We start from the raw sequence: 15,730 nt of genomic DNA, 5'->3' as shown, positions 1-15,730 counted from the left end.
GCTAACATCCAACACTCTACGTTTAGGCTGATTTATTGTACCAGATAAATTTCAATTCGCTCTTTACCTTTACCCACATTCGCCCATTTTAACGTAATATAGCCCACTTCCGCGGTTGATTTTACATGTGTTCCACCACAAGAAACCTTAGAGAATCCTTCGATTTCCCAATAACGTCTTTGACTCTTCTCATCAGAAAACCCAGTGCGTATAGACATATCTTTTGCAATAATTTGATTGTATTCAAGCAAGAGAGTGTCAAAGATATCCGAGATATTGTGCTGATAGTTAAAATCGATTCTAGCCTTATGCTCAGCAATATGAGCACCTATTTTTTCAATAGGAAACATTCTTTGGACAAGTTCAAAGATTAATTCAGCAGCAAAATGAAGACGCATCAATTTGTAGCGACGAACGAAGTCAATTTCCATAAGGACAACATCGCCCTCAGAAAGCCCATGCTCCGAAGGTAATGTATAATAAATCAAGTCATCTTCTATTTCAGAATGAGTGACCATCAGGCCATTCACGCGAACTGTATCACTTTCTTGACCACCGGAAAACGAAAAACCAATAGTCTCTGCAAAAAGTAGTCGATTCTCATTTGCCGACTCCACCTTAGTCATTAATTGGCGTTGATAGGGATTATCCCAAAATATTTTTTGCATAACTTACTCTCTAATCTTTACCACTATCCCATTGGTTAGCTGCTTAAGTGCTTCTGGAGATAATGAAAATACTGCGTTGGGCGTTCCTGCTGCGGCCCAGAGGACTTCATGGCATAACAAATCTTCATCGATAAGAACCGTATTAATAACATTTTTGTGGCCAACTGGAGGGATCCCACCAATCGCAAAACCAGTTATTTCTCGTGTAAAATCTGCATCAGCCTTCCCAATAGATTCATTGATGAGATTCCCAATCAGGCTCTCATTCACACGATTAACACCACTTGCTAATACCAATACCGGCTTGTTGGTTTTTTCAGTACAAAATAATAGTGATTTCACAATTTGAGCAACACCACAACCCAAAGTATCAGCAGCATCTTTTGCAGTGCGTATGCTCGAATCAAGTTCCTTGACCTCACACGATATCCCCTTTTGAGATAAAAAATCCTGTATGATTTGCGCGCTTTTACTTAAATTTTTACCTTCATTCATCGCTATCACCCACCCATCATCGCCACAAAGAACACTTTCTAGTCAGCTCTGTCACCACATCCCAATCTCCAAACAAAACAATGCCATAGTAAATCAGATCATTCTCTTTAACCTGTGCCGTTCTTTCAATTTGCTCTTGATAGGTACCCACAGTCATCGTATCGGTAAAATCATTAAAAAGAACATTTTTTGCTAAAGCATTCTGGCGTAATGTTCTAATTTTGTTGGGGTTCTCACAAAGAATGATAAAAGGTATTTCTGAAATATAAGGGTGAGATCCTCCATCTGCATCTCGATAATCGGTTAAACGCAGCTCTTCTTCACCAATTACGGAACCTAAACCAATACACATATGAGCAAGCGCATTCATCACTTTGCCTGGCTCAATACGCTTATTAAGTACCGCAACCAGTTTGTTTTTAAAAGGGTGTTCAACCATACAGTTCTCCACAATCTACTTCCCAATTCGTGCGTTATAACGCATAATAAACCAGTATATGCCCGTGCGCTAAAACGCACAAGCTTTTTTATTAAGAGATATCATGCAAGAAATTTCAAAACGTATTGCAAAAACATTAAAATCATTAAGACAAGAACGAGGTTGGAGTTTAGACAAAACAGCGCTTGAAACCGGCGTTTCTAAAGCGATGCTCGGGCAAATTGAACGAGAAGAATCAAGTCCAACGATTTCTACCTTATGGAAAATTGCGAGCGGCTTTCAAGCCTCCTTTTCTTCGTTTATTGAAGACAGTCTGGATAATTCAACCAATCCTGTTTATAGGGCGGGACATGCTGAAACCTTGCATCCAGATGATGAAAAAATACGAGTACTGCCTCTATTTCCTTTTGATGAGCAGTTACATTTTGAATTGTTTGTTATTGAGTTATTGCCCGAATGTGAACATCTTTCACCTCCCCATAAACATGGAGTCATTGAGCATGTCATTGTTGTGGATGGAACCATTGAGCTTTTGTTAGGCGGGAGCTGGAAAAAACTTTCTAAAGGAGAAGGGCTTCGTTTTAATGCCAATCAACCGCATGGCTACCGGAATCCAACCAATGAACTATCGCGCATCCATGATATTATTCATTACCCACCCCAATATAAATCGCCTTAATCGATTATGGTACATAAAACAAAGGCGTTAATGCCATAGTTTTTAAGTCATGAAGCCACTCATTGCGTGGCTTTCCTCCTGGCGCTGTTTCTTCAAACCAGTTGTATTTACACCAAAGGTAGATATCCAAGCTTTTCATTTGCGAAAAATGATTCATTTCTTTTAATTCGTCTGAACTCAATGGCCGGATTTGCCTATACCCTTCTATAAACCATTCAAACAGGGGTTTCCAGAGAGGCCATGGCTTATTGCATAAGTCCAAAAAAGGTTTAGCGATATCGGCAAGATACCAATGATAAACTGGCTCATCAAAATCAATCAGATGAACGCTCTCACCATCATAAAGCACATTGCCAGGACGATGGTCCCCATGGGTTAGGCCAAAATGTGCTGAGTTGATTGAAAAAGTTTTGAAGCGTGTCGTGATGGTTTGGTATAAATCCTGGATCAGAGCCTCTTCTTGACGCGCATAATCCCAAGTTTCACGCCACAAATCTTCCCAAGTTAAAAAATGATGTTCCGATGCAACATAACTTTGCGAGGCTTGATGCAATAGACCTAGGGCACGGCCCCATGTTAGATAAGCTTTTTTATCTGGATAATCAAAATTCATGATTTGCCCTGGCACCTCACGGCAAACATGAACAAAAAATTCCAAATCATCTTGGTGTACCGTTTCGACATCATTTCCTTCTTGGGATACAACCGGTTCACAAATAGGAACCTGATGCAAATATAAATGCTTCTGAAAATCAATGGCACTCAAAAGTTCATGAGCTTTTCGTATTTTTTCATGCGTCATGCGAAGGTAAAAGCCTTGGTTCTTAGATTCAAATCGATAAACACAGTTAATTTGATTATTGATAAGCTTAAGATGGGTAGGGTTTTTTACCCACTTATTAGCAGCACGATTTGCCGTTTCATCCGTAATTTTTTTTAATGTGGTCTCCCAAATCATTTTTGGATACTCTTACTGTTCAGATAATCAGCTCTGGATAATCGATAAAGCACATGTCGTTTCAATGGACTATTGTGCTCCAATTTGGGATGATCAAAATCATCCTTTGTATTATGTTGTAAACCAATTTTTTCCATAACACGTCTTGAAGCTAGATTATTCACTGCTGTAAATGAAACTACTTCGGGAAGATTTAAAGAGGTAAATGCATAATGCAAAACCGCTTTTGCTCCCTCCGTAGCATAACCCTGATTCCAATGCGTTGAGGAAAGTCTCCAGCCAATTTCAACAGCAGGGGTAAAGTGCGCTTCAAAAGAAGGGGTCATTAACCCTAAAAATCCTATCATTTCTCCAGTATTTTTTAGTTCAACAGCATACAAAGAAAATCCCTTCTCTTTATCATGTGCAATCATCCGCTCAATGCCTGCTTTTGTAGCACTCCTGTTCCCTATTCCGGGTAAAAATTGGCATACCTTTTTATCTTGATCAATAAGTGACATAGGATCAAGATCAGCTTCTCTCCAAGTACGTAAAATCAGACGGGAAGTTTCAAGAATATTCATAGGAGCCTCTATAAGAAAGCATGTTTATCATGAGTAGGTAATTAGCGTCTTCACTGTATTGCGTGGGAAGAAAACCAGCCTTTTGATAGCACGCAATGGCTTGCTCGTTTCCAATTTGTGGATCAACCACAACGGCTTTAAATTTGGAGAGTTGTTCGGCAATAAAACGCCTTATAATTTGTCTGCCCAACCCTACTCCACGAAACGATGGCTCTGCAATAAAAAGGTCGATACCAGCCAATTGTTCAGGTGTTGCCTCGTCAAACAAGGAAGCATTATGTCCTGAAATTCCTTCGGGTAAATGGTCGGAAAGACAGTAATATTGAATAAAACCAATTGGTTTTTGATTTAAATAAATAATAAAACTGGGGATACACTCAATGCCTTCAATTCGGGGTGAGTACTTTGCACTAATATCTTCCAAAGAAAACTGTTGATTTCGTGCGTATCCTTGTTTTACCGTAGGCTCTGCAAACCATTGGGTCATTAAGTTCAAATCTCTTTGACCCAATGGTTTAAATTCAAGATTCTGATTTTTACTCCCATAAACTAAGGAAGTCCAATCCAAAATACGACGCGCTGACTCCTCTGCTGAAAGACAGCTAACATCTAGAGTCATTTCATACGGCTCTTTGCTAAAATAAACGTCTTCTTCAAACAGTCTTTTTGTAATGAGTGCCTCATCCTGTGTTTTAAAATAGCCTTTTCGATCTGAATATTTTAAGCGTTTAACAAGCTCTGCACCATTACAAATCAATCGGATAGGAACAAACATAGCTTCCCGTTTTTGAGCAACGGCTTGTACTTGATTAAAAAACTCCTGATGCCAAGAATTATTCGCTAAGAGCTCATAGGTAATAACAAAGCTCGTTTCTTTAGAACAAACCTCAGTCATCGTATCAAAAATCACATCTCGGGCCTTGTTAAGCGCTGCCCATCCTTTATCATCAAGAGACCAAAATACTTGATCATCGTTACCTAGAAGTTTTAGAACCGGATCGATCCAAGCATGGTGATGCGCTAATCGAAACTGAGAAGCCAGTGTTGTAATTGCCTCGCCTATGGTTTTTTTACCGGTACCTGCAATACCCATCAAGAGTATCATCATATTCGTCGGCATCATTTATTAAAATCCTGTCACAATACTGTACTCTTCTTTATGTGTAAGCACACGCATCAAGTGCGCCACATCATATGGACTACGCAGCTCAATGAATTTCACTTTTGGATATTGGTTCTTTAAAGCATTTAATAAAGGGTTAATCCGTTGTTCATAGTTCCACATATAACTTAATAGCGACCATCGTACCGTTTCATTGCAACCAGCGGCTCTATCATCGATTTCTGAAGCCTTATAAAACAAGCGTTTAAATACCCGCCAATAACATAGCCATTTGGGTAAATTAAAGTACAAGCACATGTCGGCTTCGCGATAACGTATCTCGAATGATTTACTGGAATTACCATCAATAATCCAGCAAGGATTAGCAACTAATTCTTTTTGGAGTGACAAAAAATCCTCATATTCTCGTGGCACCCAATCGGCAATAAAAAAATATTTGTCTAAATGGAACAAGGGAATATTTAGACTCTTTTGCAACTTAACAGAAAAAGTGGATTTGCCACTTCCTGGTCGACCAATAATCATGATGCGTTGTAAGTTTATCATTTCATTCAGAGTTTAATTTACTGTGTTCTTTTCTTAAGGATGCAAATGATTGTTGTACTCATCCACTACACTATCTAAAACTTTAAGTAGTCTGTTCTTCACTTAACTGTTTAAGTACGGTTTTTATCGTAGCATGGGAAAAACCTCGGCCACTTAAGAAACGAGCCAATTTTGTATTTATCGTCTCATCTGTATCATTTTTAAATCCACGCATTTTTTTCCGAGCTTCATCTAGGGCGCGAACTTCTTCCAGTTCAATATGTTCTAAGATTTGCTCAATCACCTCTTCTTTAACGCCCTTTTGTTTTAATATTTGTTGAATAAAACGGTTTCCTTTATGGATATAACGGGCACTTAATGATTCAGCCAAACGATTATCATTAATTAAATGTAATTCCCGAAGGCGAGCTATGGTTGCATGAATCTGAGCATCTAACTCGGGTACATGCGAAAAATCCCTCTCTAATTGCCTTATGAGCTCTTTTTCACTGCAATAATGATTGGAAAGATATTTTATTGCTGCATCGATGAGTGTATTCATACTAAAGCTCTACTATAAACCACAATTTTATTTTTGCTTTTGCCAAGACAGCCTGATTTATTTAGAATACCATTATAACAGGAAAATATTGAGTCTTTTATGCCAAAAGAAGGAAAGGCCAGAGTCTTAAGTGAAGCAGAGTTTAAGCGACTGCTTATTGTTGCCAAAGATGGGCAATTCGCTATAAGAAATAGTGCCCTTGTGTATTGTTCTTTTGGACTTGGATTGCGAGTGAAAGAAATCGCCTCTCTCACTATTGCAGATGTAGCCGATTACAACTATCAATTGACTGAAGAGATTTGTTTGAAGCGCTCAATGACCAAAGGTGAAAAGCAGCGTTACGCTTATCTTGCCAATGAAAAAATCCGTAAAGCACTCCAAGCTCATCTCGATACCCTAAAACCTGTTGCACGAGACAAACCCTTATTTCAGACCCAACGTAAAAGTCGCTTTACACCCAATAGTTTGCAAAAATGGTTCAAGTCACTCTATGATAAGGCAGGAATCATTGGGGCAAGCTCCCATTCTGGTCGACGTACTTTCATTACCCGCTTAATTGAGCAAGGCGCTGATATTAAAGCAGTCTCTCGTCTTGCAGGTCATGCCAACATTGTCACCACCGCAATTTATGTTGAAGACAACCCTGATCGCCTGAAACGTATTGCTAACTTGGCTATTTTCTAAATGACACCATGGTTTATTACTTTACCTTGGTTACACTATTTGGATTTTACCTACAATGAAGTCTACCATGAGGCACGCTTTGAAAAAGACAAACGCTATTATGTACTTCGTTTAGAGAAAGATTTACTAGATGATTGGACAATCACCGCTATTAACGGACGAATAAAATCCAAGTTGGGACAAAGAAGAATATTGGATTTTTCAACGTACACAAATGCGTTTGCTCAATTCTTAATCATGATAAAAATCCGTTATCAGCATAATTATCGACTTAAAATTTTGTATAGTGAAAATATTTTTTCCCTTCACAATCTGCTGTTTCTTTTAGTATCACAAAAATATGCTAATAAAACCCATGCCAAAAGGAAGGAAAAACCAAGATCCGAGTTGAGTCAAAATAATTGTTCCACGACTGTTCAAAACAACTTATCTCATACAAAAGCATTCCAACTTGACTTATTTTTTTAATTTCTAAAAAGAAAAGTGATCATTAAATAATCAGACCGATTTAAGAGCGCTCTAATAGTGATTAGAAAGAAGCTGAGCTCTTGCCACACTTTACCATTCGCCGTAGTCCAATCGTCTCTTGAAGGTAAAATTTGGAGGTCATTTTTTTCCAGTATACCAGTAAAATTATAACTACAGACTCGAGGGCAAACATCTTCTAATTTTTCCACATAGTTATCCACTAATTTTGTGAATAAAAAAATAGCCCTACCCTTCCACCTTAAGATGGGCCATTAACCAATCTGCTTCCTCTAAAGAGTCAAAACTTATCACCACCCTACCTTTTCCTCCATCATTAAAATGCATGTTAACTTTGGATGAAAGTTTTTTCGATAATTGTGCCATCCAATCTTTCGTTTTTTGTTCAAATTGGGGATCTAGAAAAAACTCTTGTTTATCTTCTGGCATATTTAAGCGCTGAACCAATTTTTCAGTTTCCCTAACGGATAAAGACTTATTGATAATTATTTTTGCTGTTTCTGCTTGTTGTATACTCGACAAACTTAATAAAGCTCTGGCATGCCCCATTTCTAGTAATCCCATTTTTAACATTTCTTTTACTTCATCCGTGAGAGTAAGCAATCTAAGAAGATTAGTAACTGTTGTTCGCGATCTACCTAAAGTTTCAGCAACTTCACCATGCGTCATGTAACACTCTTCTATTAACCGCTGTATAGCTTGTGCTTCTTCCAATGGGTTTAAATCTTCTCTTTGAATGTTTTCAATTAAAGAAACTGCCATCCCGTTTGCTTTATTATATTTTCTGATGATTGCAGGGATTTTTTCTAATCCTACTATTTTAGCTGCACGCCAACGCCGTTCACCCGCAATAATTTGATATTCATTCCTATTATGATCTCTTTCTTTGACAAGAATAGGCTGTATAATCCCATGCTGTCGAATTGACGAGGCCAGTTCTTCTAGTGAAGCATCGCTAAAAAACTTTCTAGCCTGATTTTGATCTGGATAAATTTTTGATAAACACAGATCAATTGCTTCCAAGGATTGTATGTCATTTTTTAGATTAATTGGTTCAAAGGCAGGAAATTTCATATTAAACCGCCTCCATTTTAATGGGCTTCTCTAAATAATGTTGCTTTAATTTTTCCCGGGTTTCCAGAACAAATTTCTGCATGTTTTTAACATGCTCTTGATTATCTCCAGCTTTAGTATAACCTGATAGTTTTTCCCAATGATTAAGCTCTGCCTGTAAAGCGAATAATTTCTTTTCCCACTCAATTTGTTCATTAGATTCTTTTTCTTGAGAACCGTCTGGCTTAGATTCTTCCTTGAATTTATAATCATATTTTAAAGCACTAATAAAATATGGAATTGGATAAAAACCTGTGCGCTCTTTTTTTGCATATTTCTTGGTATAGTTAATCTTCTCTTGAATATATTCTTCTGAGTAGTTATTTATAATATTTTCTAATATAGACTCATTTAATATACCAAAAGTTACTTTTATTTCTTTATGCATCTTCTCATTTTCATAATCAATACAGCTGACTTCTGATTTTATTGTATTTTTTTTATTCTGGACTAACACCTCAAATCCAGTAATTTTTCTACCAACTCTTATTGGATCCAAACTAACAGCAAAATTAGCTCGATCATTAACCTCTTCTAATGAAGGCGAAATGACATTTCTTGTAAGTTCCCGCATACTTGGATATTTATCTTCAGGAACTCCTAAAATTTTTCTAAATGTATCTAACGAAATAATTTTATTTTTTTGTAAGTTAATAAACCGTGTACTATTTTCATAAAGAGCATGACCATATTTCGATTCAAATTCAGATTGCAGATCAATGTCAATAGTACCGTATATAGATGGATTAACTAGTAAATCAAGCATGATTTTATGAAAAGAAAAATTGATGGTATTATCCTGATAGAACGTAGGTGCACCATGTAAAACTCGTAAATTTAAAAAAGAGATATCTGTAGGTACCTTATCTTTCAATAAATTCCATTCTATTTTTAATGATGCCAACCCATCAATGGACTCTTTTAGATATTGGGTATTATTACTATTGAACTTAACTGCTTTTAACAGCTTAGAAAAAGGCATATTGCATTCGACAGCGACCGAATTTTGATGGTTATTTATGCGGCCATCTCCTTTTATTGCTTCATACAAAAGCACATTGACAATTTTCCGTTGCAATACACTCATTAAAGAGTATGCATGAATAATTGTTACATGTTTACGTATTGTTTTTTCAGCGAACATTACCCATTCCGTTTGGCCTTTTTTCTTATTTTTTCCTCATCATTCTACTCAAAATAGCAGCGCGTATTATGGCAGTTTGAGGGCCTCTTATATCAGGATATTCCTTTACAACTTCACTTCTCATATCAGAAAAAAAACATCGTTGCTTAAATGTCATGTAAATTTTATCAAATACAAAATTTTCACTATTCCCTTCTGCATTGAGTACCATTTCTTTGTAATCAGGATTTTCCTTTAACATTATGATGGCTTCGTTTACCCAATCAGTTTTCTTTTTTAAATTATATTTTTCAGAATTTAACAGAATTTCTCTGAGTGACTCTTTAATTTCTTTATTAATAGTAAATGTAATAATTTTCTTATCGTCTTCATTATTATTGAGTTTCAGTTTATTCATTTTAATCACACTTCCTGAGCAATTAGAGGAATTATTTTTTTAAAGCACTCCTCAACTGATTTACCATTATTCCATTGGACATTATTGCTTAACATATTCATTTGCTCGACGATGCTCTCGTGTAGAATGTTGCTTGAAACTAAGGCATCAAAGATAATTTTGGCAATATTGGGTTTTACCTTACCTAAACTAACATTTAATTGTTTACGTCCTCTTATTTCTTTTTTTGTAACTAATGAAAATTCGAGTTCTTTTTTTAGCTTAACAATTGCTTCAAAGGATAGATTTTCTATGGCAGCCTTTAAAAGAACTTGTTGATGTTCTGCATTTTCAACTGAAATAATTAATTCAATTAACTTTATATTCTCTATTTTTCCTTCAACAATCGCTTGTTTTATGTCTGGGCTAGCTTGCAGAATCAGAATATATCTTCGAGATTGTGTTATGGACATTCCTGTTAAGTCACTTAAAACTTTTGATGTTATTTTCTCGTTATCATTTTTTCCTTTATTTTCGTTTAAATATTCCTTAACAATAGCCTCAATGCTCGCAACTCTTTCAGCCAGAGATAAGTCAACACGCTCATTATTCTCAATCCACTGTAGAACTCTTAACTTTGTACCAACAGGTCGTTGACTTGCAATTCTTGCTATAATTTCCTTTTTACCAGCAATCGCTGAGGCCAAGGTTCTACGTTCACCAGCGATTAAACGACATTTGTTCCCAAACCTGTATACAAATATGGGGTTAATTAACTGATCATCTAGTATAGTTTTTGCTAATGACTCAAGTGACTTCCAATCATTTTTCTTTTTTGCATAGTCAGGATCAGAAGGATCTATTCCATTCATAGCATCATGAAGAGTTAGTGCTAGTTCACGATTGTTTTCTGGATCAAGTTCTATTTTATCTAAGGATAATACTTCTATTGACAGTTCCCCAGCATAATCATTGGCAATCGCCAGTGTTCTTGATATGGCTTCCTTTGTCTCTCCGGTTTTGACTGGATTTAGTTTGAATTTACTAACCATAAGAAGCCTCCTTTTCTTCTATTTTGTTGTATACATTATGAAATACCCTGTCATATACATAAGAACACCATTTTTCACTCTCAATTCTAGCTAGATGTGTTTGCGGTAGATTAAATACACAATTAGGTTTTGCATCTTCTACTACCAATTCTGAATAAATAGTTCTTTGGGCGATCGGAGGTAACAACCATTCTTCTGATTTCTCTATCGAACGCAAGTCATTAAGGAACTTAGTATGTACTGCTGTTTTACGAACTTGGTTAGGTAAAATTCCCGCTATTTTGATTGTGTCATCTTTTACTCTTCTAAGTTGCTCTTGTGAAATTGCTTGGATCATACCTATGGTTCCATTAATACCATATTGTTCTAGTTCGGTTGGCAATAGTCCATGAGTTGCTGCTCGCAACCCTGCCATTGTTAGTGGGCCAAACTGTGGATTCGTATCAATAATAACAAATTGGTAATCACTGTGGGTTGACAGCATTTCGGTAAATTCTTTAAGACGATTTATAACTTTTTCTTTTACATCAACTTTTAGAACACGTTGTGCATCTTCCAGTAATGAAGCAAAAGAAGGGAAACAATGTAAATTGTCAACCCATGTTGGGTATGGATAAATAGATTTACCTATGAATATATCTGCAATACTACTAACACCATCCCAATGTGGATCATCTTCTGGTAAGTTATTAGGATCCCACTCTGGATGCGCTTTAGGCATATAACCCGTTGGGTGAGCAGGATCTCTGGTAGTTGGAATTAGGCTAGATGAAGAATTACCTTGTGGGTCTAAATCAATAAATGCCCCTTTCATGTTTTTACATTTAGCTAGATATTGTGCAAGAGTGAGTGCAATAGTTGATTTGCCAATCCCTCCTTTGTTTCCGGCTGTTGTAATTACTTTCATCCATCCCCCTTCTTACAATAAGGTGTTTTGTACTATTTGTTATTAGGCTATCTTCTTTGAAATGAATTTGCAAGCGGTAATTTGTACTATTCTTTTAAATTTATAAAAAAGAAAAATATATATCTTTTTTCTTCTATTCATAGATTCCTTATATAAAACACAGTAACTAATTGATTTTAAATGATTTATGAAAGGATAATTGTGTATCTATTTGGGAGTGATAGTGTAGGTTTATGAGTTTTTCTGTGTAGTAATATGGGGTTCAAAAGGTTTTTTAATCATATGTGTAGCTTTATGGGGTATTGTGGTGTAGTTATATGATAATGGTGTAGATTTATGGGAGAGATTTTAACTTTTATCCATAATCTACCTAATGCAATGAATGCTAGATTTTAGGCGGCTGGATCTTTTGCTCTAGAAACTTTGAAAATTCGGAGTGGCAAGTGGTATTGCGAATCTCAGTAAAAGATTATCCTGATGTTTGTTTGGGTATACTTATCTTTTGTATTAAATCTCTACCCTGCAATAAGATATGTTTAACTGGATAGTACCACACTATACTTTTTGCGTTTGCTCGAATAAGTCGCACATTGATTAACTTTGATAATAGAATAAATTCGGGAATAGATATAAACGAATGTTATTTCCATATTCTAGATTTCATTTCTAGTTGTAACAGAATAACTTCATTTGCGATTAAATAATCATACCAATTGCTACTTTGTAGCGGTGTTAGTTTGTGATTAATTCTTGCTAAGTATCTTGGTTATTCAGCTATATATGCCCGTAATAAGGGTCCACGTATTGAGTTAAATCTATTATAAGTAACCATCCAAAAACATTTATAACAACTCCCGATATGCGTTAAACTCAAATTGAATAGGGTCAAGCAAATTTATTTTCATTGTAATGCCAGATAAATTTTCTAATACGAGCAATCAATTGCTCAATACAAGTAAATCCATTCGCACCATATATTTTCCTCTTCAACCACTTCCAAAATAGCTCAATTGGATTATATTCAGGTGAATATGGTGGTAAAAAAAATAACTCCACCCATTCGTGTTTTTTCACAAATTTTGAAACCTTTTTGCTGCGATGAATAGAGCCATTATCAATAATCATCACTATCTTTTTGTTGGGTTTAGCTTTTATGTAATTGATGTAGAAATTGAATAAATATCTTAGAGTTCCTCTTTCGGCTTGTTTCCAATAAAAAGCTTGTGAGCTTAAACTCAGAGCACCAAATAATGTTTTACTTTCTCTCATTTTGTTGGTGTGGACGGGTTTTTTTTCGCCACGTTTAAACCAACCTCTCTCTACATAGGGTTCGTTTGAGAAGTGAGACTCATCTGCAAATAATATTTCTATTTCATGCTCTAACTTTTGTTTACTTAGCGATGCAACCATTTTTTCAATATAAGCTGCTTTATCTTCTTTACTCGGCGCATTCAGTGGGGGCTTTTTAGAATAGCGTTTATATACCCATCCATGCTCATGAAGTGCTCGCTTTACTGTTGTCGCACTCACAGAGCCAACCGTTTTAGTCAATTGATCTAATTGAAGATTAATTTGCCATCCAGACTGTTGGTAACCGTACTCCTTGGGCGATACACTTAGCAATTGGTTGAGCTCTTCCTTGACTTTTTCTCTCAATTGATTCGGTCGACCGCTTGAATTTTTATCTATTAATCCTGAAATGCCAAAATGTAAATAACGTTTTATCCAACATCTCACCGTGTGTGGATTACGACTCAATTGCGCTGAGATTTCACCTATACTTTTGCCTGATGAGGACAGTAAAACATAATACGCTCGCTCCCCTATATTTTTTCCCGTTCGCGAGCCTCTTAGTTTTAGAAGTGTTTGTTTTTGCTCTTGCGTGATAATCACTTTTATCGCTTTACCCATCCTTAAAACTCAGCTACTCCTTAAAAGTTGATGCGGACATTACACTATCTTTATGTTTTATAAAAGATTATGGATGGTTGCTTATTTGTCTTTGTCCATAGCGAAGATTATATTTTTTTAACGAATATTGATCGCTGGTGTTGTTGGAGCTGAGATTAGCTTCTCTACTTGAATGGATAAATTAGTTTTTATAACTATGTATCTATTATCAAGTTAAATAGGTTTATCGCTTAACATTTTTCAATAATCCATTTAACGATAAGATCTTTTCTCTCGCAGTATTTATTTAACTCATTTATAGATCTAAGAAATTTATTCCTGATTTAAGCAAAGCTTGTTGTTTTTTAAATATTAAAGTAATCAACCTATACTAAATGTGTGACGAATTAATTATCTACAAATATTAATTAATAGGGTTGCATTCTAATTTTATGATAATCTTAATTATCTTTAGGATGATGTTTTTTGTTTTTGGACTGTTGAATTTTTTATTAAATTCGATCCTGTCTCTGTTTCAACAAGCGCTTTTAATTTTACGAGACTTCTACTAGGAATTATCGGTTTCATAAATTGTCCCCGGGGGATAATTTTAGTAACTTATTGATTATAAACAATAAAAATAAACAATATTCTGTAATTCACATGGGGGTTATGGAATGGTGTAGATTTATGAGGCGGCAAATTTTAAAGCAAATTATGGTGATTACAAATTAACAAACGTTTGAGAGAAAAAAAATTAACAGGAAAAGTATTCAAACTTAATCGCAAAATATAAACAACTACAACTTAAGTGACAAAATATAAAATTGAGGAGGAAAAAATTTGAATAATCATTTATTATACAAAGCGACATCCATGTTAGTTTAATTTTCCTTAACAGCAATGATAATGGAACAATACAGTATAAATTAGGAGTCTGAAATATTGGCGATTTATCATGGGTGTGATGCAATTAAAGCTGTAACGTAGAGGAATTACTATATGACTATTATTGATGCAAGACCTACCTGTTTTTATCATCCGATAAAAGTCATTTTTTTAGATGATAACCGTGCATTTTTGGATGCGTTAGATTTAGAATTTGGCGAAAAATTTAATATACTGACACTTACAAGCTCAGATATGGCTTTTCATCTGATTGATAATGATAGTCAGGATGTTACCCAATCAATTTTCAAATTGATGAATGATGTTAATCTAGATACTACTAATGATCGGGTTATTGGCTTTGATGTTAGTAAAATGTTAAACCTGATTTATGATAAAGCAAGGTTTGAGCATGCCCCACTGTTAGTAGTGGATTATCAAATGCCCGTTATTAATGGAATTGAATTTTGCAAAAAAATTAAAGAGAAAAAAATCTTTAAAATTATGCTAACGGCAGAAGCAGATAAAGATACAGCGATCAGCGCGTTCAATAACGGTTTAATTGATAAATTTATACTCAAGACAAGCGAAAATCTATATCCAGAAATTACATTAGCTGTCGATGACCTAACTCAGCGCTATTTTAGAGAGTTAACAAAGAATATAGTTAATGCGTATGAAAACTCCATTAGTGATTTATTTGGTAATGAATTATATCAACAATTATTTGCCAGTGTTTTACTGCAAGCACAGGCTGTTGAATATTATCTAGTTGATAATTCAGGGAGTGTTTTATTTCTTGATAAAGATGCCAAACCTACATGGCTTATCATTAGACATGTAAAAGAGCTATCTGATCAATTAGATTTAATGCAGGGATATGAACTACCCAAACAGACTATAGCCGCTGTTGCAAAAAAAGAGAAAATATTATTCTTGTTATCAGAAAAAGAATATAAAAAACCAATAAGTGAGTGGATTAACTATTTATTTGATGCGAAAAAGCTAGATAACAATTACTACTACAGTATTACCAAAGATCATTTAACTGATTCTATAAATTGGGGAAGGGTGGTTTCATATTCCTCATATCTAGCAGAGAGATAATTTGGCAGAATTATTCATTCAAAAGAGATAGAAAATAATTTTCAATCTTTACAGTCTGCTCACGAATAGTG

The 15,730-nt window shown here is 35.3% G+C and carries 18 protein-coding genes; 4 read left to right on the top strand and 14 right to left on the bottom strand.

Annotated features, from left to right (window positions below; all coding sequences use genetic code 11):
• Positions 1 to 32: 32 nt before the first annotated feature.
• From ACN4Z1_RS04785 to ACN4Z1_RS04775, 3 genes are read right to left on the bottom strand one after another with little or no spacing between them, the layout of a single operon-like run.
• The gene (locus ACN4Z1_RS04785) at positions 33 to 668 is read right to left on the bottom strand and encodes an alanyl-tRNA editing protein (RefSeq protein ID WP_021460595.1); all 636 of its coding nucleotides are present in this window, start codon (positions 666 to 668) and stop codon (positions 33 to 35) included.
• 3 nt (positions 669 to 671) lie between these two features.
• Positions 672 to 1,163: a YbaK/EbsC family protein gene (locus ACN4Z1_RS04780; RefSeq protein ID WP_021582670.1), complete on the bottom strand. Its 492-nt coding sequence runs from the start codon at positions 1,161 to 1,163 to the stop codon at positions 672 to 674.
• 16 nt (positions 1,164 to 1,179) lie between these two features.
• Positions 1,180 to 1,602 carry a DUF2000 domain-containing protein gene (locus ACN4Z1_RS04775; RefSeq protein WP_021460594.1) on the bottom strand — a complete coding sequence of 141 codons (423 nt, stop codon included), beginning with the start codon at positions 1,600 to 1,602 and terminating at the stop codon, positions 1,180 to 1,182.
• 103 nt (positions 1,603 to 1,705) lie between these two features.
• On the opposite strand from ACN4Z1_RS04775, the gene ACN4Z1_RS04770 reads away from it, so the two are divergent.
• A complete protein-coding gene (locus ACN4Z1_RS04770; protein ID WP_011212585.1) occupies positions 1,706 to 2,281 on the top strand; it encodes a helix-turn-helix domain-containing protein in 576 nt (191 codons plus the stop codon).
• Between the two features lie 4 nt (positions 2,282 to 2,285).
• On the opposite strand, the gene ACN4Z1_RS04765 is transcribed toward ACN4Z1_RS04770, so the two are convergent.
• The 5 genes from ACN4Z1_RS04765 to ACN4Z1_RS04745 form a co-directional block, all read right to left on the bottom strand.
• Positions 2,286 to 3,239, bottom strand: a complete 954-nt coding sequence (locus ACN4Z1_RS04765) for a phosphotransferase enzyme family protein (RefSeq protein ID WP_021582668.1) — start codon at positions 3,237 to 3,239, stop codon at positions 2,286 to 2,288.
• A complete protein-coding gene (locus ACN4Z1_RS04760; protein WP_021460592.1) occupies positions 3,236 to 3,802 on the bottom strand; it encodes a GNAT family N-acetyltransferase in 567 nt (188 codons plus the stop codon). Before ACN4Z1_RS04760 ends, ACN4Z1_RS04765 begins: the two co-directional genes overlap by 4 nt.
• Entirely contained in the window at positions 3,789 to 4,925 is a 1,137-nt protein-coding gene (locus tag ACN4Z1_RS04755) for a GNAT family N-acetyltransferase (protein ID WP_021460591.1), read from the bottom strand. The genes ACN4Z1_RS04760 and ACN4Z1_RS04755 overlap by 14 nt, the downstream gene beginning before the upstream one ends.
• 3 nt (positions 4,926 to 4,928) lie before the next feature.
• Positions 4,929 to 5,471: a DNA topology modulation protein gene (locus ACN4Z1_RS04750; protein ID WP_025520183.1), complete on the bottom strand. Its 543-nt coding sequence runs from the start codon at positions 5,469 to 5,471 to the stop codon at positions 4,929 to 4,931.
• Positions 5,472 to 5,553: 82 nt separating this feature from the next.
• Entirely contained in the window at positions 5,554 to 6,012 is a 459-nt protein-coding gene (locus ACN4Z1_RS04745; protein WP_021460575.1) for a regulatory protein RecX, read from the bottom strand.
• A 99-nt stretch (positions 6,013 to 6,111) separates the two neighbouring features.
• Between ACN4Z1_RS04745 and ACN4Z1_RS04740 the strand changes: the two genes are divergently transcribed.
• Positions 6,112 to 6,696, top strand: coding sequence for a tyrosine-type recombinase/integrase (locus ACN4Z1_RS04740; RefSeq protein WP_021460574.1), 585 nt, complete (start codon positions 6,112 to 6,114; stop codon positions 6,694 to 6,696).
• Positions 6,697 to 7,164 (top strand): hypothetical protein, encoded by a 468-nt coding sequence (locus ACN4Z1_RS04735; RefSeq protein ID WP_021460573.1) that lies wholly within the window; start codon positions 6,697 to 6,699, stop codon positions 7,162 to 7,164.
• Between the two features lie 246 nt (positions 7,165 to 7,410).
• On the opposite strand, the gene ACN4Z1_RS04730 is transcribed toward ACN4Z1_RS04735, so the two are convergent.
• The 6 genes from ACN4Z1_RS04730 to ACN4Z1_RS04705 all read right to left on the bottom strand — a co-directional run bounded on the left by ACN4Z1_RS04730 (position 7,411) and on the right by ACN4Z1_RS04705 (position 13,685).
• A complete protein-coding gene (locus tag ACN4Z1_RS04730) occupies positions 7,411 to 8,256 on the bottom strand; it encodes a ParB/RepB/Spo0J family partition protein (protein ID WP_021460571.1) in 846 nt (281 codons plus the stop codon).
• A 1-nt stretch (position 8,257) separates the two neighbouring features.
• The gene (locus ACN4Z1_RS04725; RefSeq protein WP_021582604.1) at positions 8,258 to 9,439 is read right to left on the bottom strand and encodes a replication initiation protein; all 1,182 of its coding nucleotides are present in this window, start codon (positions 9,437 to 9,439) and stop codon (positions 8,258 to 8,260) included.
• 25 nt (positions 9,440 to 9,464) lie between these two features.
• Entirely contained in the window at positions 9,465 to 9,836 is a 372-nt protein-coding gene (locus ACN4Z1_RS04720; protein ID WP_021582605.1) for a hypothetical protein, read from the bottom strand.
• Between the two features lie 5 nt (positions 9,837 to 9,841).
• Positions 9,842 to 10,867, bottom strand: a complete 1,026-nt coding sequence (locus ACN4Z1_RS04715; protein ID WP_021582606.1) for a ParB/RepB/Spo0J family partition protein — start codon at positions 10,865 to 10,867, stop codon at positions 9,842 to 9,844.
• Positions 10,860 to 11,774, bottom strand: a complete 915-nt coding sequence (locus ACN4Z1_RS04710) for a ParA family protein (RefSeq protein WP_010655313.1) — start codon at positions 11,772 to 11,774, stop codon at positions 10,860 to 10,862. Before ACN4Z1_RS04710 ends, ACN4Z1_RS04715 begins: the two co-directional genes overlap by 8 nt.
• Before the next feature lie 885 nt (positions 11,775 to 12,659).
• Positions 12,660 to 13,685 carry an IS630 family transposase gene (locus ACN4Z1_RS04705; RefSeq protein ID WP_021460567.1) on the bottom strand — a complete coding sequence of 342 codons (1,026 nt, stop codon included), beginning with the start codon at positions 13,683 to 13,685 and terminating at the stop codon, positions 12,660 to 12,662.
• Positions 13,686 to 14,666: 981 nt separating this feature from the next.
• Here ACN4Z1_RS04705 and ACN4Z1_RS04700 point away from each other — a divergent pair.
• Positions 14,667 to 15,659: a response regulator gene (locus tag ACN4Z1_RS04700; protein WP_021460566.1), complete on the top strand. Its 993-nt coding sequence runs from the start codon at positions 14,667 to 14,669 to the stop codon at positions 15,657 to 15,659.
• The last annotated feature ends 71 nt before the right edge of the window (positions 15,660 to 15,730 follow it).

This window comes from Legionella sp. ST3F1 (genome assembly GCF_048553315.1).
Classification (GTDB): domain Bacteria; phylum Pseudomonadota; class Gammaproteobacteria; order Legionellales; family Legionellaceae; genus Tatlockia; species Tatlockia donaldsonii.
The sequence above is the reverse complement of the archived record's forward strand: the minus strand, read 5'-3'. Positions and strand labels throughout refer to the sequence as shown.